We start from the raw sequence: 23,577 nt of genomic DNA, 5'->3' as shown, positions 1-23,577 counted from the left end.
GCCTGACCGGGAAGGGCAGGCTCGGTGTTCGATCGGCGAATTTGGGCCGGACGTTCTATGCGCCCGGCTCCCTTTGCATCGGTCAGGATTAGCCGCGGAAGAGCGACAGGATGTTCTGGGACGACGAATTCGCGATCGACAAGGACTGTATCGCCAGCTGCTGCTGGGTTTGCAGCGCGGAAAGCCTGCTCGACTCCTCCTCCATATCTGCATCGACGAGGCGGCCGACGCCGGAGTCGATCGAATCGGAAAGCGCACCGACGAAGTCTTCCTGCAGTTCGATGCGGGTCGAGACCGAACCCAGTTGTGCACCGGCCGAGGTCATCGCCGATAGCGCCGATTCGATGGTGGACAGCGCGGACTGGATCTGGCCGGTGGTAAAGTCGGTAATGTCAAGCGAGTAAACGGAATCGCCGTTTGCGTCAGCCGTTCCGAGGATACCTGTGGAGGTTTCGATCGAGCCGCCGCTCATGCCGAACAGGACGTTGCCCATGGAGCTGGTATCGAGAGCGTAATCCGTCATTTTCACCGAAACGGCGCCGGAGCCGTCGCGGACGAAGGACGATACGACGCTCACGGTGCCGTCAGCGCCGGCGACCCAGTTTTCGCCCGAGAAGGAAGCTGACTGGGCGATGCTCATCAGCTGCTCCTGCAGCTGGCTGATTTCTTCCTGGACCTTGGACTTGTCGACACCATCTTCTGTCGCGGCCACGAGCTTGGCTTTAATCTCGTCGACGACGTCGATCGCGCTTTCCATTGCCGTATAGGCGGTATCGACCTTTGCGGCGCCGAGGCCGAGCGCGTCGGATACGGCGGAAAGGGCCTTGTTGTCGGACCGCATCGTGGTCGCGATCGACCAATAGGCGGCGTTGTCGGATGCGGTGTCGACCCGGTAGCCGGTAGAAACACGGTTCTGTGTCGATTCGAGATTGGAATTGACGCTGCGCAGCGTCTGAAGGGCTGCCATCGCGGAATTGTTGGTATTGATGCTGGTCATGGAAATGTCGCCTGATTCGGAAGTTGGATGTGTTGCATCCCGGGGGACATCCGGGCCGTGGCGAGCAGCCTCATGCTTATCGATCCCTCTTCGGGGTGGTCAATTCGCCACTGTTGAGCCAATTATGGTACTTAAAGGTACCTTAATCGTTAACGCGAACGGCTAAGCCGATATTTTTTCCCAAATTGCGACACCCCGGCGATGTCGTCGGCAGAATTTGTCCTGACGCCGGCCAGCACAAATTCCGCATGGCCGATTGACGGCCCGGCGGGAAACTGGCTATCACTATTAAATCAATTTGATTGACTTCAACCGCCGCTCCATCCCGTGGCCGTGCAGGAACGTCCAAAAACCTCGTTTTCCTCGAAGGAAGAGTGACCAATGTCGACACCGCGACCGAATGCCCTGCGGCTTGAAACCCTTTGGAACCCGCCTACCGAGGGCAAGGAATTCTCCTATGTCCTGCGCCTCAAGAACCTCGGCAGCGAACCGCTTTCGAATTTTTCTCTCTGCGTCAGCGGTCCAGGCCGCGTCGACCCCGCCGGACGCGTCGAAGGCGCAACGGTGTCGCAACGGCTTTCGAATTTCACCGAATTCCAGCCGCCGGCCAACTTCGTGCTCGGCGCAGGCGAAACCTGGACGATCTCCGTCTATGCGCTCAGCTGGCAGTTCCGCCACTGGACGGATGGCGCGACGAGCGCCTATCTCGCACTGTCCGACGGCAAAACCATCGTGCTCGCTGTCGAGCCGACACGCTCTTCCGTCAGCAATGCGCCGCTGAAGCGCGGTGCCGAGATCTATCCTGTTCCCGTCAACGCGCCCGTTGCGGTGTCGATCATCCCCTGGCCGAACCGCGTCGCCGTCGCAGCGCGCCGCCCGCTGCCGGCCGGTTTTGCGCCGCAGGCGCAGAGCCCTGAAGGGGAAGCGGCTGCGAAAAGCTTTTCGGCGCTGGTCGAACATCTCTTCGCCGTCGAGGGCATCGTGCGAACCGAGGCCGAAGGCGCGGTTCGTGTCGGTCTGAAGGACGCCGCCGGCTTCGGGCCGGAGGCCTATCGGCTGAGCTTCGAAGAAGAGGCGATCACGGTCGAAGCAAGCAGCCGCACCGGCTTCCTCTACGGCCTCGTCACGCTCGGCCAGATCTGGCGCGGCGCTAAGCTGCATCCCGGCGTTTTCCAGTTTCCCGCATCCGGCGAGATCGTCGACGAGCCGTCGATGGGCTGGCGCGGCCTGCATCTCGATGTTGCCCGCCAGTTCTATGGCGCGGCCGAAGTCAAGAAGCTGATCGCGGTGCTGGCCTGGAATAAACTCAACCGCTTCCACTGGCACCTTTCCGATGACGAAGCCTGGCGGGTGGAGATCGATGCCTACCCGGCCCTGACAAAGATCGGCGCCTGGCGCGGTCACGGTCTCGCCGTGCCGCCGCTTCTGGGTTCAAGCCCGGCCCGGACGGGCGGCTACTATACAAAGCCTGTCATCCGCGAGATCGTCGCCCTGGCAAAGAACTTCGGCATCGAAATCGTGCCGGAGATCGATATGCCCGGACATTGTTATGCCATGCAGCAGGCGATACCCGAGCTGCGCGATCCGGCCGAGAAAGGCAGCTATCACTCGGTTCAGGGTTTTCCCGACAACTGCATCAACCCGGCACGCGAGCAGACCTATGAGATCGTCGAGACCATTCTTTCCGAACTCATCGAGCTCTTTCCATTCAAGACGATCCATCTCGGCGCCGACGAGGTTCCCCTCGGCGCATGGTCCGGCTCGCCGGAAGCGCTCAAGCGGCTGCGCGCCATCGCCGGCGACGAGGTTGCCGATGCGCATGCCAAGCGGCTGAACGTCGTCACCAATACACATGGCGCCGACGACATCCACGGATCGGGCGCCGCCGTCCTGCAGGCGGAATTCCTGGAGCGCGTCCAGCGCTTCCTGGCGAGCAAGGGCTGCATCACCGGCGGCTGGGAAGAAGCGGCGCACGGCGACGTCATCGACAAATCGAAGAGCTACCTCTGCAGCTGGCGCAATGTTGAGGTTTCGGCCGAACTCGCCGAACGCGGCTACCAGATGGTCGTCTGCCCCGGCCAGGTGTATTATCTCGACATGGCGCTGAGGCCGGACTGGGATGAGCCCGGCGCCAGCTGGGCAGGAAATTCGGACGCGGAAAAGCTCTACAATTTCGATCCGGTCGGCGGCTGGACAGCGAGCCAGAAACAGCAGCTGCTCGGCATCCAGGCCTGCATCTGGTCCGAACCGATGACGGATCGCGCCGTCTTCGACCGTCTCGTCTTCCCGCGCCTTTCGGCACTTGCCGAAACAGGCTGGACGAAACCCTCGTCCAAGTCATGGGAACGCTTCAAGGCGCTCGCTGGGCTGATGCCGCTGCTCTATGGATTGCAGGAGTCATAGCGCCCGGCTTCACTGTCGCGGCCGGTAGGCAGAGGGCGTGACGCCTGTGCCCGCCTTAAATGCACGGGTCATGTGGCTCTGGCTGCTGAAGCCGCAAGCCGAGGCGATCTGCGCGATTGGGTCCGTGCCGCGCAACATCGATTTCGCGCGCTCGACACGCCGGTGGGCCACCCAGCCATGCGGGGACACGCCGTAGCTTGCCCGGAACATCCGCTGAAAATGAAAGGCGCTGAGCTGCCCAATCGCCGCCAGATCCTGCAAGCGGATGGTCTCACCGAGATGAGCCTCGATATAATCCAGGCAGCGGCGCCTGATATGGGGAGCGAGCCCGCCGCTGATCGCGCAGGGGCGCGTCCCTCCATAACGCGGATCAACGAAGAAATCGTTGATCGTCTCAGTCATCGCTTCTTCAGCCAGCAGATGCTCACCCGCTGACATCGCTTGCCTCAGCTGCCGAAGCGTGCGCGCCAAGACGGGTGCATCGGCGAAGGTCACTTCGGAGACAGCCATAAGCCTGGAATCACGGTCGAAGGTCTCGGCAAACATCCGGCGCATCTGATCGTCCGGAACATAGAGATGAACGAAGTCGAAAGGATCGGTGATTTCCCATTCGGACGAGTGCCCCTGTGGCATGACGCACAAGGCGCCGGGCCGGCCTCGCGCGGCGGGGCTGCCATCCAGGCGGCGCGTTCCGGCGCCCCCGTTGAGATAAAGGCTGAACGTATGTCCGTCCGGCCGTTCATAGCTCATCCTGTCGCTGCCATTGCTCCAGAGGGCCGCCGATCGCCCGAACCCCAGATCGATCGACTGCGACATCCGCGCCGAGGGCGATGCAGACAAAAACCTGAAAACCGAGAGGCGGCTATCTTTCACCAATTCTTCCCACACATGTGACGTCTTGCGAACAATACCGGTGGACGGCCGACGTGGCGAGCGGGAACTCCGGCGCGAGAAATTTAATAGCAAGAATCTGCAAGAGACCGGCTCACCGTTCGCCTATTCATGGAGAAAACGAGGATCACACCATGGCAAATGCCGCTCTCTTCATCGCGACCGTCCTCATATGGGGAACGACCTGGATCGCCATTGCGATGCAGGTCGGTCCCGTGCCGGTCCTAGTCTCGGTCTTTTACAGATTTGCGCTCGCAGCCGTGATCCTCGTCGCCATCCTGGCTTTCATGCGGCGGCTCAACCTCCCTGCCTTGCGCGATCAACCTTTCATCCTGGCGCAAGCGCTCTGCCTCTTCAGCCTCAATTTCATCTGTTTCTACAACGCCGCCAGCTTCATTCCCTCAGGGCTGATCTCGGTCATCTTCTCGCTGGCAACGATCTACAATGCCGTTAATGCGCGCCTGTTCTTCGGCGACCGCATCACAGGCCGCACGCTTCTCGCAGCGGCGCTCGGAGCCACCGGCCTTCTCTTGCTGTTCGGAGAGGAGGTGGTCGTCGATTTCAATATGGGCACATTGAAAGGGATCGGGCTCGCAGCGTTGGGCACGCTGTTCTTCTCGCTCGGCAACATGGCATCGCGCCGAAACAGCGCGGCCGGAATCTCACCGCTGACCGCCAATGGCTGGGGCATGACCTACGGCGCGATCGTCCTCCTCTTGCTGATTGCCGTGACGCAAACACCGATCGTGGCGCCGCCCGACATCAGCTATCTTGCCGCCCTGCTTTATCTCGCGGCAGTTGGCTCGGTGATCGGCTTCACCACCTATCTCATGCTGGTCTCCCGCATCGGCTCCTCGCGCGCTGCCTATGCCACCGTCCTGTTCCCGATCGTCGCCCTGTCATTGTCGACAGTCTTCGAGGGCTACCACTGGAGCGGTCTCGGCCTGATCGGCCTGGGGCTGACGCTTCTCGGGAATGTCGTCATATTTGCACGACCTCTGCCCCGTCGCGTGCGCCAAGCAGATGCGCGGCTGCCGGCAGGCGGGTGAGGGTGTTAGCCGACCGGCTTTTGCAGGACGTCGAAGCGCGGATTGGTTTCCGAAAAAATTGGCAGGGCGGCAGCGCCGAGGATCGCCGTATCCTTGCCGGTCATGCCGATCATAACGCGGGGTATCGTCCGCTTTCGGTCGGGATCGATCGGATCGTGCAGCGGCTCGAGCCGCTCGGCAAGCCGCCGCATCAGCGATGTCGATACGCTGCCGCCGAGCACTATGGTCTGCGGATCGAAGGCGAGTTCCAGAAAATCGAGTGTCTGCCGCAGGGGCTCAATGGCCTGATCGAGCCAGGCATCAACGCCTTCGCCGCCTTCGGCGATCAGCGCGTCGAGATTGTCGGGGGAAAGCTCGCCGGCATTGGCGATGCCCATGAATTCGTAAGCGACTGAGGGCGAGATGTAGCGATCGAGGCAGCCGCGCTTGCCGCAGCTGCAGAGCCTGCCATGCGGCTCGACGATAATATGGCCGATCTCGCCGGCATTGTTGCGGCTGCCCTTGTAGAGGTGGCCGTCGAGAAACATTCCGGCGCCGATACCGCCGCCGCCGGCCAGAAACAGATAGACGAAACTGCCGAGACCCCGGGCAACACCGTGAAGGCGCTCGCCGATCGCCGCCGCCGTCGCGTCGTTCTCGACCAGAACCGGCACTCCGACCCGTTGTTCCAGTGCATGCCCGACCGGAAAATCCTGCCAGCCCGGCAGGCTGTGCGGGCTGAGAGATGTGGTGCCGCCATCGGCGTAGCGGCCGGGCAGGGCGATGCCGATACCAAGCAGCCTGTTCCTGTCGAATGCAAAAGCCTCTTGAAGATCCTCGACGATTGTTTGCAGCGCCGGCATGGCCCTTTGCGGATCGGGGTGTTCGACCTGGTGCTCGATGCGGGCGCAGACGGCGCCCGAGAGATCCGTCAGCACGCCGCTTGCGCGTCGGCGGCCAAGCTCCAGGCCGATCGAATAGGCGCCGTGCGGATTGATGCTGTAGGGAATGATCGGCTGGCCTCGCGCCAGCTTCTGCGCCGCGGCCGCAACGAGAAGCTGCGACCGCTGCAGCTCCTCGACGATATTCGAGACGGTCTGCGGCGTCAGGGCCGTCATCCGGGCGATCGCAGCCCGCGACAGCGAACCGTGGGTGCGCACAGCCTCGATCACCACGCGCCGGTTGTGAGACTTGGCCTGCTCGAGATTCGTGCCGGAGATCGCCTTCATGTCGCCTTCGAAGCAAGTGAAGCATCACCCTTGTCACAAGACGGATGGCGATGAAAGCCACATTCTTTGACTGATTATCGAAGCTCGGCGTCGGCAGGCGCAACGGCATTTGGTCTCTGCAGCAGGCCGAGGATCGTGATCCCCGACAATCCGGTGACGGCGCTCAGCATGGCGGTCCCGGAATAACCGGTCACATAGGTGCCGGCGGCAAAGACCAGCGCCCCGATGCCCGCGCTGGCAAAAACGTTGACGGAGATCAGTGCGCTGCCGAGCCCCGGCCGGTCGGCGATGAGATCCTGCAGATAGGTGATCGGGATGCTGATGATCGCCGCCGCGCCGATTCCGGCGAGTAAGGTGAGCGCGTAGAGATGCCACGGCTGGGAGGCAAAACCGAGTAGGCCGAGGAATGCGGCATAGACGATGGTGCCGGCGGCAAGCGCGGTGATCTGGCCCGCATCCCGCGCGATCCGCGACCAGACGATGATGAAGACGATCTCGAGCAAGGCGACGATCCCGACCAGAATGCCGACGTCGCTGAGCGCGCCATGAGCCGCGCCGGTGGCGATCAACGGCAGCAGGGCGTCGTTGAGATGCAGCGTGCTGGTGATCAGCGCCACCCCGATGATATGCGCCGAAATCCGCGGTGAAATCACCCGCCGCAGGGCGCCGAAATAGGAAAGATGATCAATGGTGGCGATCTCCGTTGCCGCCCGCTTCGGCAGGGCGAAGAGGATGATGCTCTGGCATAAGAGACAGGAGATGGCGGCAAAGAGATAGGCCGGCAGCATGCTCGATGCGCCCGAAAGCAGAAGGCCCGTAATGCCGGGGATCAGCACCCAGGAGAGCGAGATCATGGCGCGCACGCCTGAGTTGGCCGTCACCATGTCGTCCCGGCTCATGCCCTGCATCGCCGCGCGCGCATTGGCAAACAGCAGTGAATTCAGCGCCCCATAGATCGGAAGCGGCAGCAGCGCGCTGATGACGAAGACGGGCGCGCTCGGAAAGGCATAGACCATGCCGTAGCCGGCAATGCCGAAGATGCAGGCGCCGATCATCGCTGAACGGTATTCGCCGAGCCGGTCGGCGAGATTGCCGAGCAGAACGCTGATGACCACATTCACCGCCGCCGAAGCAAAGGCCAGGAAGGAATAGAGACCGTCGCTCAAGCCCAATTCGCGGATGCCGACGATCGAACGATAGGGTGCGGTCATCGCGCCCGCCATGCCGAAGGTGAAAATGGCGATCATGCTGGCGCGGATCGCCGGATTGCGGAAGACGTCGGGAAAGAGGCGGCTCATGAAATCATCAATCGTCAGGGAAATCGGCAGGCGCAGCCGCGGCGGGCAGTCCCGAAGGTCATGTCATGCATCGCGTCTCTAAAAACGAAGCCCTGACAGTCAGTAATGTTCGGATTGGGAAAAGGTTCTCGCCAGCTCGGCTTGGCCGGCCGTAAGGCCGCAATCCACCGGCAGGCAGATGCCCGTGATCGCTGCGGCGAGCGGCCCGGCAAGGAAGGCCACGGCATTGGCAACATCCTTCGGATCGACGACGCGCTGCAGCGGATACCAGCGGCGCGCCTCCTCGAACACGTTCGGATTGGCCCTCGCGCGCGCTTCCCAGGCCTGCGTCTTCACCGTGCCGGGTGCGACGGCATTGGAGCGAATGCCGAACTTGCCGTATTCCACGGCGACCAGCCGGGTGAAATGCAAGAGGCCCGCCTTGGCGGCGCTATAGGCCGGGTGCCCGAAAACGTTCATGCCGTTGACCGAGGCGATGTTGACGACGGAGCCCTTCGAGGCTTTCAGCATCGGCTCGAAGGCGCGGAAGCATAAAAACGCCGCTTCGAGATTGAGCGCATTATCGGCCCGCCAGATCTCTGGCGTTGTATCGTGCAGGCTGGTGGCGCGGGCGGCCCCGGCATTGTTGACGAGGGTTCGCACGACGCCGCTGCCGGCAGCACGTTTTGCCAATCCGGCAATGCTCGCCTCGCTGGTCACGTCACATCCGACGGCGACGAAACGCTCCTCCGGTCCGAGTTTCGAAGCTGCGGCGGCAGCGGCAGCCGCATTGATATCGGCAAGCAGTACGACATCATGGTCATCGGCGAGCCGCGCGGCAATCGCCGCGCCGATGTCGCCTGCAGCGCCCGTCACGACGGCGATCGATTGGGTCATTGATTGTCGCTCCCGTTCATGGATATCAATCTCCAAGCAATTGCCGGTCATCGCCGTCCCGGTGAAGGACGAGCTGCTGCTTGATGCGCCGCAGCGTCACGGTCGCCTTCGGCTGAACCGCGTATGCCACCAGGCTCGACAGAATATCGACCATCGCGAGGTAGGCGATACGCGTCGAGGTCGGGCGGTAGATGTTGTTGCCTTCGGGAAGATCGATCGGCACGACGATTTCGGCGGCCTTGGCAACCGGGCTATCCGTTTGGGTCAAAGCGATCGTTTTCACCTTGGTGTCGCGGGCAAGCTCGAAGGCCCGCACTAGCTCCATATTGCGCCCCGAGAAGGACGAGCCGATCAGCACGTCGCCCGGTTTCGCCGCGGCCGCCATCATCAGCTGCATGCTGTGGTCGGAACTCGCCGTGATGCGAAGGCCGAGACGGAAGAGGCGGTTCTGCAGCTCATCGGCGATCATCGACGAATTGCCGCCCGAGCCGAAGGCGTAGATCATGTCCGCCTTGGCGATATGGGAAACGGCGGCTTCGATAGCGGCCAGATCGAGCGACCGATGCAGGAGAAAGAGGGCGTTCTGGGCCTTGGTGATGATATCCTGGGCGACATCGGCCGGATCGGTGCTTTTCGATTCCGGCTTCAGATAGCGCACGCCGATATGAGCGGTGCGGGCAAGCTGCACCTTGAAATCGGAAAAGCTCTCGCAGCCCAGCCGCCGGCAAAAGCGCGTGACGGTCGGCGGCGACACCTCGGCGCGTTCGGCAAGCTCGATGATCGAGGCGTTCACTGCAAACTCGAAATCGTTGACGATGATCTCGGCGATGCGGCTTTCGGAGGGAGAGAGCCGGCCCTTGTCTTCCTGCAATGTCGAAAAGATATCCAAACCCGCTCCCCCGATGGTATCCGCTAATCACCCTTCTTCTTATAGGCCACGCAGTCGATCTCAACCTTGCAATCGACCATCATCGACGATTGCACACAGGCACGCGCCGGCGGATGCTCGCCGAAATACTCCTGATAGATCTTGTTGAAGGTCCAGAAGTCGCGCGGATCGTCGAGCCAGACGCCGACGCGCACGACATGCTCGACGCCGTAACCGGCTTCCTCCAGGATCTCAAGAACATTGGCGATCGTCTTATGGGTCTGGGCGATGATGTTGCCATCGATGATCTCGCCGCCTTCCATCGCAACCTGGCCTGAAACATAGAGCCATCCGTCAGCTTCGACGGCGCGCGCGAAGGGCAGCGCCTTGCCGCCGGCGCCGGTTTGAACAGTGCCATAGCGCTTGATAGGCATTCTCAAGTCCTTGCAAATTATTTTCTTGATAAGTTGACAAGTGACCATAGAAAGCAGAATTTGACCAGTGAAAAACGCCTTTTATGAAAAGAATTTCAATCCGGGGCAGCCATGCGCGATCCATTCCAGAATCCTTTCCCATCCGATAGCGCCCGCCACGCGATCTGGGAGATGCTCGTTCCCCGCGATATCGATGCCTTTCTGGCCGCCGATTGGTCGATGGTGGAGCATGACTTCGTGGAAGATGGCTTCATCGGCATCGATGGCCGCAAGGAGACAAACCCCGACAAATGGCGGCTCGCTTTCCCGACGCTCGAAGCCTACCGCGACGAGTGGCTGAGGCAGGCGGAGGATTTCGCCAAACAGAGCTTCGCTGAAGATGCGCGCACAGCGATCTTCACCACGACGACGCTCGAAGATATCGAGATCGAAGGCGACACGGCGCTGGTTCGCAAGAAGTTCGACGGCGGCATTGCCAAGGCGGACGGCACCCGCGATGTCCTGCAATGGCAGACACTCTATTATTGCCGGCTTCACCAAGGACGCTGGAAGATCTCAGGTTTCACCGGCTACCTGCCGAACCCGATGGGTTGAAGCGGAGCCGATAAGAAGAAGGCCACTTTCTTGCGCATTTTCACGGCAGCACTGGCGACCGAGACCAACACCTTCTCCCCGATCTGCGTGGATCGCCGCGCCTTCGAAGCCTCGCTCTATGCCCCGCCCGGCCAGCATCCCGAAACGCCGACGCTCTGCACCGCGCCGATCACCGTCGGCAGGCGCGTCGCCAAAGAGAAGGGATGGGAGCTGATCGAGGGAACCGCCACCTGGGCGGACCCCGCCGGCCTCGTCAACCGGGCCACCTATGAGGAACTGCGCGACGAAATCCTCGGGCAGCTCAGGGCGGCAATGCCTGTTGATGCCGTCGTCATGGGCCTGCATGGCGCCATGGTGGCGTCCGGATATGAGGATACGGAAGGCGATCTTCTCCAGCGTATGCGCGAAATCGTCGGGCCTGACGTGCTCATCTCAGCCGAACTCGATCCGCACAGCCATTTGACCGCAAAACGCGTCGCAGCGCTTGATTTCGCCGTCTATTTCAAGGAATTTCCGCATACGGACTTCGTCGACCGCGCCGAAGATCTCTGGCGCATCGCTGTGGAAACGCTCGAAGGCCGGGTCAAGCCAGTCATGTCGGTGTTCGACTGCCGCATGATCGATGTCTTCCCAACCTCGCGCGAACCCATGCGCTCCTTCGTCGACAAGATCATGCAGATCGAGAAGGACGACCCCGAGATCCTGTCGATTTCGGTGATCCACGGTTTCATGGTCGGCGACGTCCCCGAAATGGGAACGAAGCTGCTTGTCGTGACCGACAACAAGCCGGAAAAAGGCGCGGCGCTGGCGCGCGAACTCGGCCTTGAGCTCTTTTCCAAGCGCGGCACCTTCATGGTCCCGCAGATCGACGAGAGGCAAGCCGTCGCGCGCGCAATGGCGGCGACCGCATGGCCCGTCGTCATCGCCGACGTCTGGGACAATCCGGGCGGCGGCACGGCAGGAGATGCGACTGTCATTCTCGCAGAGCTCATGGCCCGCGGCGTCAGAAGTGCGGCGATCGGCACCATCTGGGATCCGGTGGCCGTGCAGATTTGTTTTGCGGCGGGCGAGGGGGCGGAGATTCCGCTGCGCTTCGGCGCCAAGTCAGCCCCCGGCACCGGCAATCCCGTCGACGGCACCGTCAGGGTCGTCAAGCTGGTGAGGAATGCCGAGATGCAGTTTGGTGAGAGCCTGGCGCCCTTCGGTGACGCCGCCCATATCATCCTCAACGGCATCGACATCATTCTCAATTCGACCCGCGCCCAGAGCTTCGATCCAAGCCTGTTTTCGGTGATGGGCATCGATCCCGCGGAGCAGAAGATCCTGGTGATCAAATCCACCAACCACTTCTTCGCGTCATTCTCGAAGATTGCGGCGGAAATCCTTTACTGCTCCGCCGGAACGCCTTATCCCAATAATCCGGCGACTACGCCATACCGGCGGGCGCCGAAGACCATCTGGCCGATCGTGGCCGATCCACACGGGACAGAACGCGGAGCCGCCTGAATGCATGACAATCGGTTTGCCGTCGTCGCCAAGGCCGGTGACCGGATCGCCGATCTCTCGACGCCGCGTCCTGTCATCGACGAGGACCGGCTGGCTGCAAACATCGCCCGCGTTCAATCCTATATGGATCAGCATGGGCTGAACTTCCGCCCGCATATCAAGACGCACAAGATTCCGGCACTCGCCGTCGCACAGGTCGCCGCCGGCGCCAAGGGCATCAACTGCCAGAAGGTCACGGAAGCCGAGGTCTTTGCCGAAGCCGGCTTCGGCGACATCCTCATCACCTTCAACATTCTCGGACAGCAGAAGCTCGAGCGCCTCGCCAGGCTGAACGAGAAAATTCCAGCCCTGAAAGTCGTCGCCGACAGCGAAGTGACGGTCGATGGGCTCGCGGCACATTTTTCCGGCCATAAGCCGCTGACGGTGCTTGTGGAATGCGACACCGGCGCCGGCCGCTGTGGCGTGCAGACGCCGGAGGAGGCGGCCTCGCTCGCCAAGCGCATCGCCGCAGCCGACGGCCTCACCTTCGGCGGCATCGTGACCTATCCGAAACCGCAATCGGCCGCCGCCGTGGAAGCCTTCATCACTGAGGCGGTAAGCCGCCTGCAATCCGAAGGCATAAGCTGCGCCATCGTCAGCAACGGCGGCACCCCGAGCCTGTTCGAGGCACACCTCGTCAAGTCGGCCACGGAACACCGCGCCGGCACTTATATCTATAACGACCGCCAGATGGTGCGCATGGGCCATTGCACCGAGGACGACTGCGCCATGCATGTGCTGGCGACCGTCGTGTCGCGGCCGAACGCCGACCGCGCCGTCATCGATTCCGGTTCGAAGGCGCTGACATCGGATCTTCAGGGTTTCAGCGATTACGGCCTGATCGTCGGTTATCCCCAGGCGCGCATCACCAGCCTGTCGGAAGAACATGGCGTGATCGATCTGTCGAACTGCACTGGCCCGCGGCCACAGATCGGTGAGAGGCTCTTCATCATCCCGAACCACACCTGCGTGGTATCAAACCTGTTCGATACGATGGTTTTCCATCGCGGCGGTGTGGTGACCCGCGTCGAGGACGTCGCGGCCCGCGGCCTCGTCTGGTAGAGCTGGTTTCCGGTTGAGGGCGAAATGGCTCGACGGGCGCACCATGCTCTGATTGTTTGATTAAGGGCTACAATGCAGGCTCCGTCCTAACATAGAAGCCTGCATTGGTCCCGCGAGTTCCGGCACCCTCGGTCGCCGGGTCTTGTCAGAGGCGGGCTTCCAGGATTAGGTTGAAGGGCGTCTGCATGGCCTTGCGGAAGCGGGTGAAGCCCGCCTTGCGGAAGACGTCCTTGAGCCTTGCCTCGCCAGCCTGGGCGCCGAGCACGATGTGACCGCCGTCGGAAATCGCATGGGCGCAGCAAATCGTCGTCGAAGCGGCATAATAGAGCCGGCCGACCGGCGAGATATTGTCCTCCACCCGGTCATTGGCGAAGGGCTCGACCAGCATCACCGTGCCATGCTTGGCAAGCGCCTTGGCCGCATGCGTGGCGGCTGCCACCGGATTGCCCATATCGTGCAGGCAGTCGAAGAAGCAGATGAGGTCATAGCCCCTCCCCGGATAGGTCTCGGCGCGTGCGGCCGAAAAGCCCGCTCGATCGGAAACGCCCGCCTCGCCCGCCACCCTGCGTGCTTCGTCGACCGACTTTTCGTGCGTGTCGAAGCCGTGGAATTTCGAGTTCGGGAAGGCCTGCGCCATCAGCACCGTCGAATGGCCGTGGCCGCAGCCGACATCGGCGACCAGAGCGCCGGCCTTCAGCTTCTCCACCACGCCGTCGAGCGCCGGCAGCCATTCCGGCACGAGGCTGGCGCGGTAGGCGTTGCGGTAGAAGGACGCGACGCCACAGAAGAGCCGGCCATCATGGTCACCCCAAGGAATGCCGGCGCCGGTGCGGAAGGCCTCGACCGCCTTTTCCTCGTCGGCCCACATGGAAGCCGGCGTTGCCCAGGCATTCGGGATGAAGACGGGGCTGTCCTCGTTCGCCAGCACGAAGGCCTGTTCCGGCGTCAGCTCATAGGTGCCGCTGACGGCATGATAGGTGACATAGCCGCCGGCCACCTGCGAATTCAGCCATTCGCGCACATATCGTTCGGCGCAGCGGGCGCGGGTGGCGATCTCGCGAGACGTGAGCGGACCGCGGTCGGCCATTGCCTTGTAGAGACCGAGGCGGTGGCCGAGGCTGACCATGACCCCGCCATAGCCGGCGGAAAGATCGCTGACGACGCGGCCGACCAGCGTGTCGAGCTTCGCACTGTCGATGGTCCTGCTTTGCATGGTATCCATGATGTTTCTCCCTGGTTGGAAACCTCCGTTCGAGGTCCAGGGAAGATCGCAGACCGGGAGCGTCAGCGGCAGAGCGGTGCTGGCCATGATCGGGCCATTTGCGCCACGCCAGGGAAGCTGCACGTCCGCAGTGGCCCCGGCTGCGCTCCGGGGTTATCATTGCTGCCAAGGGGGAACCGATGATGACCGGAACGCAGCAGGAGGCAGAGCGGGCGCCGGGGCCGCAGCCACTCCATGTCAGCCTGGTGGCGCTGCCGGAGGCGGCAGTCTCGACGCTCAGCGGCATCTTTGATGTGATGAACGCCTTTTCCATCGTCCCGCCGGAAGACGGCATTGCCAAGACGCCTCCTTTCCACGTCGAGATCGTCGGCGAACGGGCCGGCCCGCTGACGCTCGCCAGCCGCGTGCCGCTGGTGGTGCAGCGGCCGGTCGCCGACATCGAGCGGACCGACATCGTCATCGTGCCGTCGGTCGTGCTCGGGCCGGAAGGCTGGGTGAAGCGCCGCTATCCTGAACTGGTGGAATGGTGCCGGAGGATGCATGTGAGGGGGGCGCTGATCTGCTCAGCCTGTTCGGGCATCTTCCTGCTTGCCGAGACCGGGGTCTTCGATGGCGCCGATGCCACCGTCCATTTCGGCTATGCCCAGACGTTCCGCGACGCCTATCCAGAGGTCCCGATCCATCCCGAGCAGGTGCTGGTGGTCGCCGGCAAGCGGGACGAGCTGATTACGTCAGGCGCCTCGATAACATGGCACGATCTCGTGCTCTACCTGATCGCCCGCCATGCCGGGGCGACGGCGGCGCAGACGGTGGCCCGATATTTTGCGCTGCAATGGCACCAGGACGGGCTGGCTCCCTACATGGTGTTCGAGGGGCGGCGCGACCACGGCGACCAGGCGATCCAGACCGCGCAAGACTGGCTTGCCGCGCATTTCGGTCGCCAATCCGCTGGAGGAGATGGTCAGGCAGGCGGGGCTGACGGAACGGACCTTCAAGCGGCGGTTCACACGGGCGACCGGCATGAGCCCGATCGCCTATGTGCAACGGCTGCGGATCGAGGAGGCGAAGCGGCGGCTAGAGCGAACGGAGGCTTCCGTCGACGAGATAAGTTGGCAGGTAGGGTATGAGGAACCGGCCTTCTTTCGACGCTTGTTCAGGAGGATAACCGGCTTGGCCCCTGGGAACTATCGCCGCCGGTTTCAGGTGCCGACCTATGCTAAGCGACCTTCTACTGGCAAATGAGATTTGGCAATCACCTCCCGTACTGAGCATGACATATGGTCAAGGTATAGGCAGCAATCAACCTTCTGCGCCTGCTCAACAAGGGGCCGCGACGGCGCAGAACAGCCGCATCTTCGAAGCAAACCTCAGTTCTGCAAGGCCCAGTCCGCAGTCTGCCAGCGCATCTGCCCGCGGTCGGCAACGACCCGGCCGAGCCCTGGGAAGGGCATGTGGGTGGCGGCGATGAAGGCGCCTTCCGAAGCGGCGCGAGGGAAAAACCGGTCGCGCATCGCTTTGGCTGCTGCACGATCCTGCTCGAACAGGAAGAACACATCGGTGGCCGCAGGATGCACGACGGGAAAGATCATGTCCGAGACCATGATGAGACTCTGTCCGCCATCTTCGACCCGCACCCCGATATGTCCGGGTGTATGGCCGGTCAGGTCGACAATCGAGACGCCCGGTACAATTTCTCGCTCTCCGTCGATCGCCTGAAGTCTCGGGTAGAGACGCACGACCTCCTCCGCCATCTTGAAGCTGGTTTGAAGATAATCGGGCGCGCCGTTGCGCTTGGCCGGATCAGTCCAATGGGTGACGTCGCGGCGATCTATATAGAGTTCGGCCTTGGGATAGTTGTTCTTGCCGCCGAGAATCAGCCCACCCATGTGGTCCTGATGCATGTGCGTTACGATCACCGCGTCGATCTGGTCGGGCTGCAGGCCGAGCGCGGCGAGCGCCTGCGGCAACTGCCCGGTCTGCCCGATCGAGCCCGCTGTACCGGCATCGATCAGGATGCGGCGTTCGCCATCCTCAATGAGGTATTGGTTGAAGAGGAATCGCACCCCACTCGGCCGGGCGGTGAACTGCGCGACTGCCGCCTGTTCGACCTCCGCTGCGGTACGCCCCGGAAAATATTCATAGGGCATGTCGGCATACCCGTCCGTCAACGCCGTCACCGTAAAGCGGCCGATGCGGATCTGCGCGAGAGGCGTGACGCTGACCGGCGCTTTGGCGGCCTCCTGCGTCGCAGCAAGCGCGGACGCGCCTTCAATCATACCTCCGCCAAAGAGGCTTCCCCCGAGGAGGCCAAGAGGGAGAGCGCTTGCAAAGGCACGACGCGAAAGCTGGGGCATGACGTCCATCCTGATGATCGGCAAATATTGGGGAGCCTGGCAGCGCCCTCGAACGACGTGAAGCTATGACATCCACAAACAGTAGGGTATCCTGCCATTTCGGGAAGCTTACTCTCAGATTTCGGAAGGATTGGATGGATCGTTTTGACGCGATGTCGGTACTGCTGGCGGTGGTCGATGCCGGCAGTCTTTCTGCCGGGGCGCGGCGGCTCAATGCACCCCTCGCCACGGTCAGCCGCAAGGTCGCCGATCTTGAAAAGCACCTCGGAGCGCGCTTAGTGCTGCGCACGCGCCGCGGTCTCTCGCTGACAGAGGAGGGGCGCGCCTTCGTCGCCGCCTCACGTCGCATTCTCGAGGACCTGGACGCGGCGGAGCGGCAGGCCAGCGGCGATCATGGCGCGCTGCGTGGCGGGCTTCATGTGACCGCACCGATTGCTTTCGGCGAGCGCTATCTGCTGCCAATCGCGCTGGAATTTTTGAAGGAGCAACCCGACATCGACCTGCGCCTGACGCTGCTTGATCGGCAGATAAATCTGGCAGATGAGCAGGTTGACGTGGCTCTGCGAATTGGTCACCTGACGGACAGCGCGCTGATCGCGACGCGCGTCGGCAGCGTCCGCCGGGTTATCTGCGCGAGCCCCGAATATCTGGCGCGCCGTGGCGTGCCGCGTCGACCGGAAGACCTCGCGCGACATGACGGCATAAGCTTCCAGGGCTTTGCGACCGCGCCAGAATGGCGCTACCGCCGGGACGGTCCGGCCTTCACCATCGAACCGCGGTCCAAACTCGCGGTCAACACGACGGAAGCGGCCATTCAGGCTGCAATGGCCGGCATCGGCATCATCCGCGTGCTGTCTTACCAGATTTCCGATCAGCTGCGCTCCGGCGCTCTGCAGGAACTGCTGACCGAGTTCGCACCGGAACCTCTGCCTGTGAACGTTATGCACGGTCCAGCCGATCCCCTGTCGCTGAAGGTGCGGTGCTTCCTCGACTGGATCGGGCCTCGCCTCCGCGCGCGGATGGCCCAGTAGCGTACCCGCAGGTGTGCATCCGCCCATGACGATCAGGCACCGGTGCGACTGCTTCACACAGGCAGGAAATTCATTTTCGGATTGCCGATGAAGCCGGCGACGAACTGCTTGGCGGGCTTGTGATAAAGCTCGAGCGGTGCGCCGGTCTGGGAGATGTTGCCGGAGTCGAGCACGACGATGCGGTCGGCCATGGTCATGGCTTCGACCTGGTCGTGCGTCACATAGATCATCGTCGCCTTCAACGCCCTATGCAGCTTGGCAAGCTCGATACGCACATCGGCGAAGCAGCGGGAATTAGATCGAGCGGCTGTCATATGCCCAATGCAGCAGCGCCTGGCGCTGGCGCGGTCGGCACCAGCAATCTCCAGGCTCGCAGGCTCGGCGAAGCTGAGCGATATGGCGGCGAATGGCTTTCCAGCGGGCGATCTGTCGCTCGTCCTCGCCAGGCATGCGGCGACCTTGATAATAGCGGCAATACCACTGGAACCAGCCACGCGGATCGTCGGGATGTATCCATCCTTTGGCTCGCCAGACGTTAAGGGATTGGCTGGCGTCGACACCGAAGCAATTCAGTGACGGATCCTTTCGCAGCGGCGACAGACGGGCCTCTGCAAACCAGCTTTCCGGGAATTCGTCACGACAATCGGTCATATATTTGCCGCCGAACACGCCGAGTGCAAGCATCTCGGCGGGGGTCAGCTCTGGCCGGAAGTCTGGATGGAAGTTGCGGCCACTTGGTGCAGCGAGAACGTATCGATAGCCTTGCTGCATCCGATCATTCACGACGATCCACCGGGGTTTCATCAGGCGCCCTCCGACAGCGGTTTCGGGCGGTTGCGCCGCCAGATGGACACGTTCAGTGCCGCCGCGAAACTCACCCACGCGAGGTAAGGAACAAGGAGCAGGGCGGCAGCCGAATTCGCGGGATAAAACAAGATGATCGTCGCCAGGATCGCAGCCCAAAGCAGCATGATCTCCACCGCGGCAAGCCCGGGTTGGTGAAGCGCAAAAAAGATCGGCGACCACGCAGCATTGAGCAGAAGCTGGACTGCATAGACACTGAGCGGGAATGCTGCGCCGGCAATGCCTGCCTCCAACCACAGGAGCCAGCCCGACAGTCCGATCGAGGCATAGAGTACCGTCCAGACCGGGGCGAACAGCCAATCGGGCGGCCGCCATCCTGGCTTGTCGAGCTGCCTGTACCATTCGCCTGACCGAAAAATCACGCCGGTGGCCGCCGCAGCAAAGCTCGCGGCCTGAAAGGCGACCAGCACAAGAAGGGAATCCATGTCCATCCGACAAAAGGTGGAGGGAGCCGCCGACGCGACAAGCGAGTCCCTCCGAAGGCCCTATTGGTTCTGGCGAGCAGCGATTTCGCCGGAACCCATTGCAGAAAACAGCGGGATTACCTGCCAGGCGGCCGACAGCCCCACCAGGACGTAAACGACCCGGGCGAGCCCCGAGCCGGCCCCAAATATGGCGGCCACGAGGTCAAAGCCGAATAGCCCGACCAGCCCCCAGTTCAGGCCGCCTACGATCACGAGGATGAGCGTTAGTATGTTGAGGAACTTCATGGTTCTTCTCCAGTTGAGGGGACCAGGGTCAGCCTTCCGGCGGCACGATCACCTTGTCGATGACATGGATGACACCATTGGAGGCAGCAACGTCGGCGGCAGTTACAACGGCGTCGTTCACCTTGACGGTGGAGCCCTCGACGTTGACGTCGATCGTTTTGTCATTGACCGACTTCGCCTCATTGATACCCGCCACGTCCTTAGCCATGACCTTGCCCGCGACCACATGGTAGGTGAGGATCGCGGTGAGCTTTTGCTTGTTTTCCGGCTTCAGAAGGTTTTCGACGGTACCGGCCGGCAACTTGGCGAAGGCTTCATCGGTCGGAGCGAAGACCGTGAACGGACCCGTTCCCTTGAGAGTGGCGACCAGGCCTGCCGCTTCGAGCGCGGTCGCCAGCGTCTTGAATTTACCCGCCTCCACGGCAGTGTCGACGACATCCTTCTCCGCGGCGACCCCGCTGAAACTGCTGCCAAGCGTGATTGCTGCAGCGACTAAAAGGCTTCTCAACTTCATGTCATTCTCCTCTCGATGACAGGTGCGCGTTGCACCTCACATCTTTCATTTGGAGAACATAGATTTTATTGCCACTCAAATTTTCGTGAGCAGAAACCGAATTATCTTGTAATGAAAATAGTCATTGGGGTAGTTTCCCGAAACGAAAAGGAGTTTACGAGTGCTCTCCGACACGCTGTCCAATGAGCTTCAGCGCTACGCGATCGGCCCGCGTATCAAGACACTGCGACTGAGAAAGAAGCTGGGGCTGGTGCAGTTGGCGGGGCATACAGGGCTCTCGCCTGCGATGCTTTCGAAGATCGAGCGCGGGCAGATGTTTCCGACGCTGCCCACGCTGCTTCGGATCGCTATGGTTTTCGGGGTCGGCCTCGATCACTTCTTCAAATCCGACAAGGAGGAGCCGCTCATTGCGGTCGTCCGCAAGCACGAGCGCCTCAAACTTCCAAGCCCGCCGGGCGAAAAGAACCCGGCCTTCCTCTTCGAAAGCCTCGATTATCCCGCATCCGACCGCCGGATGGAGGCGTATTACGCCGAGTTCCCGATCGATTCGTCGCCCTCGGAGCCGCATCAACATGGCAGCGCCGAGTTCATCTACGTGCTCAGCGGTCGGCTCGTCGTCATTGTGGACGGCAAGGAGACAGCGCTGGATGCGGGCGACGCTATGTATTTTGACTCAAGCGTTCCGCACAGTTACCGCCGGGAAGGCGAGGGAATCTCGACGGCTCTTGTTGTGATTTCTCCCTAGGCGGCCGCTGCCCTGTGTCAACCGATGCATTCGCGGAGCGTGTCGGCCACGCGACGCCAGTCGGACTCTGTCTCGGGCGGCTCCATGTATTTCATCACCACCAGACCGTTCGCGAACAGCCGGCCGTCGGTCGTCGGGATCAGCGCTGAAACGTGCATGCCTTTACTGGGATGAGCTCGGTTTCCCATGTGAGATCGGCGTCGGTTCTGTAGCCGACACGACCGACCGCGACCTGGCCGTGGATGCGAACGCTCCACACGTCATTGGCAACTCCGCCCGTCAGCCGTTGATGCGGACCGCGTCTTCACCCCATTGTCCGAGCGCTTCCCATCCCATTGGCGATACTCTTGGCGGGATTGACGGAAGAGGGTGTCATCTCGCCCCCGCCGGGACTCCTGGTGGAACAAACCAAGCCCGTCGGCTCAAGCCGCCGTCGGGTTGATCACGTTCGTATCGATTTCGGTCAGTTCCACGCGACGCTCGAATGCACTGCCCGCTTCGTCGAAGAGGTGGCAGTCAACGGCATTGATGCCGGTTGTCACAGGTGCGTCGGGGCGGATGCCGACGCTGCCGGGGAGCATGGCGCAGAAATTTTCGGCCTCGCCGTTGAGTGAGGCATAAGCGACCGTATTGGCGCCGAGGCGTTCGATGACCGTCGGGGTCACGGTGAAGACGATATCGCCGCCGTTCAGCTGGATGTGCTCCGGCCGGATGCCGAGCGTCAGCGTCTTGCCGGCCATGCCATCGCGCGGGGTCACCGGCAGAACGGCGGTCTGGCCTTGATAATCGACTTCGACGCCATTGGCGCTGACGTCCTTGCAGGTTACCGGCAGGAAATTCATCTTGGGATTGCCGATGAAGCCGGCGACGAACTGGTTGGCGGGTTTGTGATAGAGCTCCAGCGGCGCGCCCGTCTGGGAAATGTTGCCGGCGTCGAGGACGACGATGCGGTCGGCCATGGTCATGGCTTCGACCTGGTCGTGCGTTACATAGATCATCGTCGCCTTCAACGCCCGGTGCAGCTTGGCAAGCTCGATGCGCATGTCTGCGCGCAGCGCCGCGTCGAGGTTGGAGAGCGGCTCGTCGAACAGGAATATCTTCGGTTCGCGCACGATGGCGCGGCCGATCGCGACGCGCTGGCGCTGGCCGCCGGACAACATGCCGGGTTTCTGCTGCAGCCGCTGGTCGAGATGCAGGATGCGCGCGGCATTCTCGACCTTGGCCTTGAGTTTCGACTCTTCCATCTTTTCGACGCGAAGCGGGAAGGCGATGTTCTCGAACACCGACATATGCGGGTAGAGCGCGTAGGACTGGAACACCATGGCGATGCCGCGCTTGACCGGCGGCAGGTCGTTGACCCTGACGCCGTCGATGACGATGTCGCCCGCCGTCGTCGCGTCGAGGCCGGCGATCATGCGCAGGAGCGTGGACTTGCCGCAGCCGGACGGGCCGACGAAGACGACGAACTCGCCATTCCTCACTTCGAGCTGCACGCCCTTCAGAACCTCGTAGTCGCCATAGAACTTCTGGACTTTGTTGAGAAGAAGCTGTCCCAAAAATCTGTCTCCGCTGGCGGCCTTCGTCGCATATCATCATAAGGAGAGGGATCGCGGATTGTCGCCTCCGCGATCCCAAGGCGTTAAAGCAAGCTTATTTGAAGGCTTCGATTTCGCCAGCCGCCTTCTTGAGCGCGGCCTCCGGTTCGGCCTTGCCCGTCACGACGGACTGGATCATCTCGATCATCGAGTTCTGGAAGCCCTTATAATCGGTGAACAGCGGCTCGGGACCACCATAGCTGATGCCCTCGATGAGCGGCTTCCAATAGGGGTCCTTGGCGACGAATTCATCGACCTTCTTCGAGGGCCGCAGCGGTGTGAGGCCGGCGCCGCCCTGCAATTCGTATTCCGACTGAACATCCGGCGAGGTGATGAACTTGGCGAATTCGGTTGCCTTGTCCTCGACTCCCGAGCCCTTGAAGATCGCAAGGCTGTCGGTGATCAGCAGCGTGCCGGGGCCTTTGGCGTCGGGACCGAGCGGCAGCGTCGTGATGCCCCAGTTGATCTTGGTTTCCTTCAGGCGGGAGGCGGCGCCCGATCCTGCCTGGATCATGGCAACCTTGCCGTCGAGGAAGATGGCGCGGACTTCGTTCTGCTCATAGGCCGTGGGGCCTTCCTCGGAGTAGGGCACGATATCCTTGTAGGCTTTCAGCGCAGCGAGGATCTGCGGGCTGTCGAGCGTGATCTTGCCTTCGGCGTCGGTCACCGCACCGTTATTGGTGTAAACCCGATGCATGAACTGGTGCATGGTGTTGTCGAAGGTCTTGGCGGAAAGACCGAAGCCCGGAATGCCGGTCTTTTCCTTGATGGTCTTGGCCATCTCGATTTCTTCAGCCCAGGTCTTCGGCGGCTTCTCGGGATCGAGGCCGGCCTGCTTGAAGAGATCCTTGTTCCAGTAGAGCGCCTTGGTGGAGAAGGCGATCGGAACGCCCCACTGATTGCCCTCGAAGGTCACCGTGTCGACGATGTGCGGATAGTAAGCTTTCTTTTCCTCGTCCGTCATCGGCACCGGGACTATGAGATCGTTCTGCGCGAATTCCTTCAGTGTGCGCGAGCCAACATAGGCCATGGCAACAGGTGTGCCGGCAGCGGCAAGCGTCGTTGCCTTGTCCTGGCACTGCGCCCAGCCGACGACCTCAGGCGTGACCTTCCAGCCCGCGTTCTTTTCTTCCCACTGCTTGATGTATTTGGTGTGGACCGGATCGATCGTGTCGCCGCAATAGATCCAGCTGATTTCCTTGTCGGCCGCATGGGCAGTGACCGCGGTCAATGCCGTCGAACCGAGCAGGGCGAGCGCCATAAGGCCTGTCTTGATTGCTATGCTCACGTTGTGACTCCCAATGTGGTTGTTAGCTG

22 protein-coding genes and 3 pseudogenes are annotated in these 23,577 nt (G+C 62.0%); 8 read left to right on the top strand and 17 right to left on the bottom strand.

Going from position 1 to position 23,577, the window contains the following annotated elements:
• Positions 1-88: 88 nt before the first annotated feature.
• The gene (locus tag ACQ7C1_RS15655) at positions 89-997 is read right to left on the bottom strand and encodes a flagellin (RefSeq protein WP_430958925.1); all 909 of its coding nucleotides are present in this window, start codon (positions 995-997) and stop codon (positions 89-91) included.
• 381 nt (positions 998-1,378) lie between these two features.
• On the opposite strand from ACQ7C1_RS15655, the gene ACQ7C1_RS15650 reads away from it, so the two are divergent.
• Positions 1,379-3,400: a beta-N-acetylhexosaminidase gene (locus tag ACQ7C1_RS15650; RefSeq protein ID WP_430958924.1), complete on the top strand. Its 2,022-nt coding sequence runs from the start codon at positions 1,379-1,381 to the stop codon at positions 3,398-3,400.
• Positions 3,401-3,409: 9 nt separating this feature from the next.
• Here ACQ7C1_RS15650 and ACQ7C1_RS15645 read toward each other — a convergent pair whose 3' ends face one another.
• Positions 3,410-4,150 (bottom strand): helix-turn-helix domain-containing protein, encoded by a 741-nt coding sequence (locus ACQ7C1_RS15645; RefSeq protein ID WP_430958998.1) that lies wholly within the window; start codon positions 4,148-4,150, stop codon positions 3,410-3,412.
• A gap of 275 nt (positions 4,151-4,425) precedes the next feature.
• Here ACQ7C1_RS15645 and ACQ7C1_RS15640 point away from each other — a divergent pair, with 275 nt between their 5' ends.
• On the top strand, positions 4,426-5,340 hold the full coding sequence (locus ACQ7C1_RS15640; protein WP_430958923.1) for a DMT family transporter: 915 nt from the start codon (positions 4,426-4,428) through the stop codon (positions 5,338-5,340).
• 5 nt (positions 5,341-5,345) lie between these two features.
• Here ACQ7C1_RS15640 and ACQ7C1_RS15635 read toward each other — a convergent pair whose 3' ends face one another.
• The 5 genes from ACQ7C1_RS15635 to ACQ7C1_RS15615 form a co-directional block, all read right to left on the bottom strand.
• On the bottom strand, positions 5,346-6,548 hold the full coding sequence (locus ACQ7C1_RS15635) for an ROK family transcriptional regulator (RefSeq protein ID WP_430958922.1): 1,203 nt from the start codon (positions 6,546-6,548) through the stop codon (positions 5,346-5,348).
• Positions 6,549-6,622: 74 nt separating this feature from the next.
• Positions 6,623-7,846, bottom strand: coding sequence for an MFS transporter (locus ACQ7C1_RS15630; RefSeq protein WP_430958921.1), 1,224 nt, complete (start codon positions 7,844-7,846; stop codon positions 6,623-6,625).
• A 99-nt stretch (positions 7,847-7,945) separates the two neighbouring features.
• Positions 7,946-8,722: an SDR family oxidoreductase gene (locus tag ACQ7C1_RS15625; protein ID WP_430958920.1), complete on the bottom strand. Its 777-nt coding sequence runs from the start codon at positions 8,720-8,722 to the stop codon at positions 7,946-7,948.
• A 25-nt stretch (positions 8,723-8,747) separates the two neighbouring features.
• Complete coding sequence (locus tag ACQ7C1_RS15620) at positions 8,748-9,611, bottom strand: MurR/RpiR family transcriptional regulator (protein ID WP_430958919.1); 864 nt, start codon at positions 9,609-9,611, stop codon at positions 8,748-8,750.
• 23 nt (positions 9,612-9,634) lie between these two features.
• Positions 9,635-10,024: a RidA family protein gene (locus tag ACQ7C1_RS15615; protein WP_097601376.1), complete on the bottom strand. Its 390-nt coding sequence runs from the start codon at positions 10,022-10,024 to the stop codon at positions 9,635-9,637.
• A gap of 111 nt (positions 10,025-10,135) precedes the next feature.
• On the opposite strand from ACQ7C1_RS15615, the gene ACQ7C1_RS15610 reads away from it, so the two are divergent.
• Genes ACQ7C1_RS15610 through ACQ7C1_RS15600 form a run of 3 tightly spaced genes read left to right on the top strand, consistent with a single transcriptional unit; the run spans position 10,136 to position 13,225 of the window.
• Positions 10,136-10,618 carry a hypothetical protein gene (locus ACQ7C1_RS15610; protein ID WP_430958918.1) on the top strand — a complete coding sequence of 161 codons (483 nt, stop codon included), beginning with the start codon at positions 10,136-10,138 and terminating at the stop codon, positions 10,616-10,618.
• A gap of 30 nt (positions 10,619-10,648) precedes the next feature.
• Positions 10,649-12,124 (top strand): M81 family metallopeptidase, encoded by a 1,476-nt coding sequence (locus tag ACQ7C1_RS15605; RefSeq protein WP_430958917.1) that lies wholly within the window; start codon positions 10,649-10,651, stop codon positions 12,122-12,124.
• Positions 12,125-13,225, top strand: coding sequence for a D-TA family PLP-dependent enzyme (locus tag ACQ7C1_RS15600; RefSeq protein ID WP_430958916.1), 1,101 nt, complete (start codon positions 12,125-12,127; stop codon positions 13,223-13,225).
• A 145-nt stretch (positions 13,226-13,370) separates the two neighbouring features.
• On the opposite strand, the gene ACQ7C1_RS15595 is transcribed toward ACQ7C1_RS15600, so the two are convergent.
• Positions 13,371-14,447 carry a class I SAM-dependent methyltransferase gene (locus ACQ7C1_RS15595; RefSeq protein WP_430958915.1) on the bottom strand — a complete coding sequence of 359 codons (1,077 nt, stop codon included), beginning with the start codon at positions 14,445-14,447 and terminating at the stop codon, positions 13,371-13,373.
• 179 nt (positions 14,448-14,626) lie between these two features.
• On the opposite strand from ACQ7C1_RS15595, the pseudogene ACQ7C1_RS15590 reads away from it, so the two are divergent.
• Positions 14,627-15,689, top strand: a pseudogene (locus ACQ7C1_RS15590) (GlxA family transcriptional regulator).
• Positions 15,690-15,814: 125 nt separating this feature from the next.
• Here ACQ7C1_RS15590 and ACQ7C1_RS15585 read toward each other — a convergent pair.
• Entirely contained in the window at positions 15,815-16,801 is a 987-nt protein-coding gene (locus ACQ7C1_RS15585; RefSeq protein WP_430958914.1) for an MBL fold metallo-hydrolase, read from the bottom strand.
• A 134-nt stretch (positions 16,802-16,935) separates the two neighbouring features.
• Here ACQ7C1_RS15585 and ACQ7C1_RS15580 point away from each other — a divergent pair, with 134 nt between their 5' ends.
• Entirely contained in the window at positions 16,936-17,832 is an 897-nt protein-coding gene (locus ACQ7C1_RS15580; protein ID WP_430958913.1) for a LysR substrate-binding domain-containing protein, read from the top strand.
• A gap of 56 nt (positions 17,833-17,888) precedes the next feature.
• Here the strand turns inward: ACQ7C1_RS15580 and ACQ7C1_RS15575 are convergent.
• From ACQ7C1_RS15575 to ACQ7C1_RS15555, 5 genes and pseudogenes are all read right to left on the bottom strand, one after another.
• A pseudogene (locus ACQ7C1_RS15575) lies at positions 17,889-18,113 on the bottom strand (ABC transporter ATP-binding protein); the annotation flags it as partial.
• A 13-nt stretch (positions 18,114-18,126) separates the two neighbouring features.
• A complete protein-coding gene (locus ACQ7C1_RS15570) occupies positions 18,127-18,636 on the bottom strand; it encodes a hypothetical protein (RefSeq protein WP_430958912.1) in 510 nt (169 codons plus the stop codon).
• Positions 18,636-19,121, bottom strand: a complete 486-nt coding sequence (locus ACQ7C1_RS15565) for a TspO/MBR family protein (protein ID WP_430958911.1) — start codon at positions 19,119-19,121, stop codon at positions 18,636-18,638. Before ACQ7C1_RS15565 ends, ACQ7C1_RS15570 begins: the two co-directional genes overlap by 1 nt.
• Positions 19,122-19,181: 60 nt before the next feature.
• A complete protein-coding gene (locus tag ACQ7C1_RS15560; RefSeq protein WP_430958910.1) occupies positions 19,182-19,406 on the bottom strand; it encodes a DUF378 domain-containing protein in 225 nt (74 codons plus the stop codon).
• Between the two features lie 28 nt (positions 19,407-19,434).
• A complete protein-coding gene (locus tag ACQ7C1_RS15555; RefSeq protein WP_430958909.1) occupies positions 19,435-19,920 on the bottom strand; it encodes a fasciclin domain-containing protein in 486 nt (161 codons plus the stop codon).
• A 160-nt stretch (positions 19,921-20,080) separates the two neighbouring features.
• Between ACQ7C1_RS15555 and ACQ7C1_RS15550 the strand changes: the two genes are divergently transcribed.
• A complete protein-coding gene (locus ACQ7C1_RS15550) occupies positions 20,081-20,665 on the top strand; it encodes a helix-turn-helix domain-containing protein (RefSeq protein ID WP_097601386.1) in 585 nt (194 codons plus the stop codon).
• 9 nt (positions 20,666-20,674) lie between these two features.
• Here ACQ7C1_RS15550 and ACQ7C1_RS15545 read toward each other — a convergent pair.
• The 3 genes and pseudogenes from ACQ7C1_RS15545 to ACQ7C1_RS15535 form a co-directional block, all read right to left on the bottom strand.
• Positions 20,675-21,001 (bottom strand): annotated as a pseudogene (locus ACQ7C1_RS15545) (aminoglycoside phosphotransferase); the annotation flags it as partial.
• 86 nt (positions 21,002-21,087) lie between these two features.
• The gene (locus ACQ7C1_RS15540) at positions 21,088-22,221 is read right to left on the bottom strand and encodes an ABC transporter ATP-binding protein (protein WP_430958908.1); all 1,134 of its coding nucleotides are present in this window, start codon (positions 22,219-22,221) and stop codon (positions 21,088-21,090) included.
• A gap of 94 nt (positions 22,222-22,315) precedes the next feature.
• Complete coding sequence (locus tag ACQ7C1_RS15535; protein ID WP_430958997.1) at positions 22,316-23,521, bottom strand: ABC transporter substrate-binding protein; 1,206 nt, start codon at positions 23,519-23,521, stop codon at positions 22,316-22,318.
• Between the last annotated feature and the right edge of the window lie 56 nt (positions 23,522-23,577).

Source organism: Rhizobium sp. Nf11,1 (genome assembly GCF_050587665.1).
GTDB lineage: Bacteria > Pseudomonadota > Alphaproteobacteria > Rhizobiales > Rhizobiaceae > Rhizobium.
The sequence above is the reverse complement of the archived record's forward strand: the minus strand, read 5'-3'. Positions and strand labels throughout refer to the sequence as shown.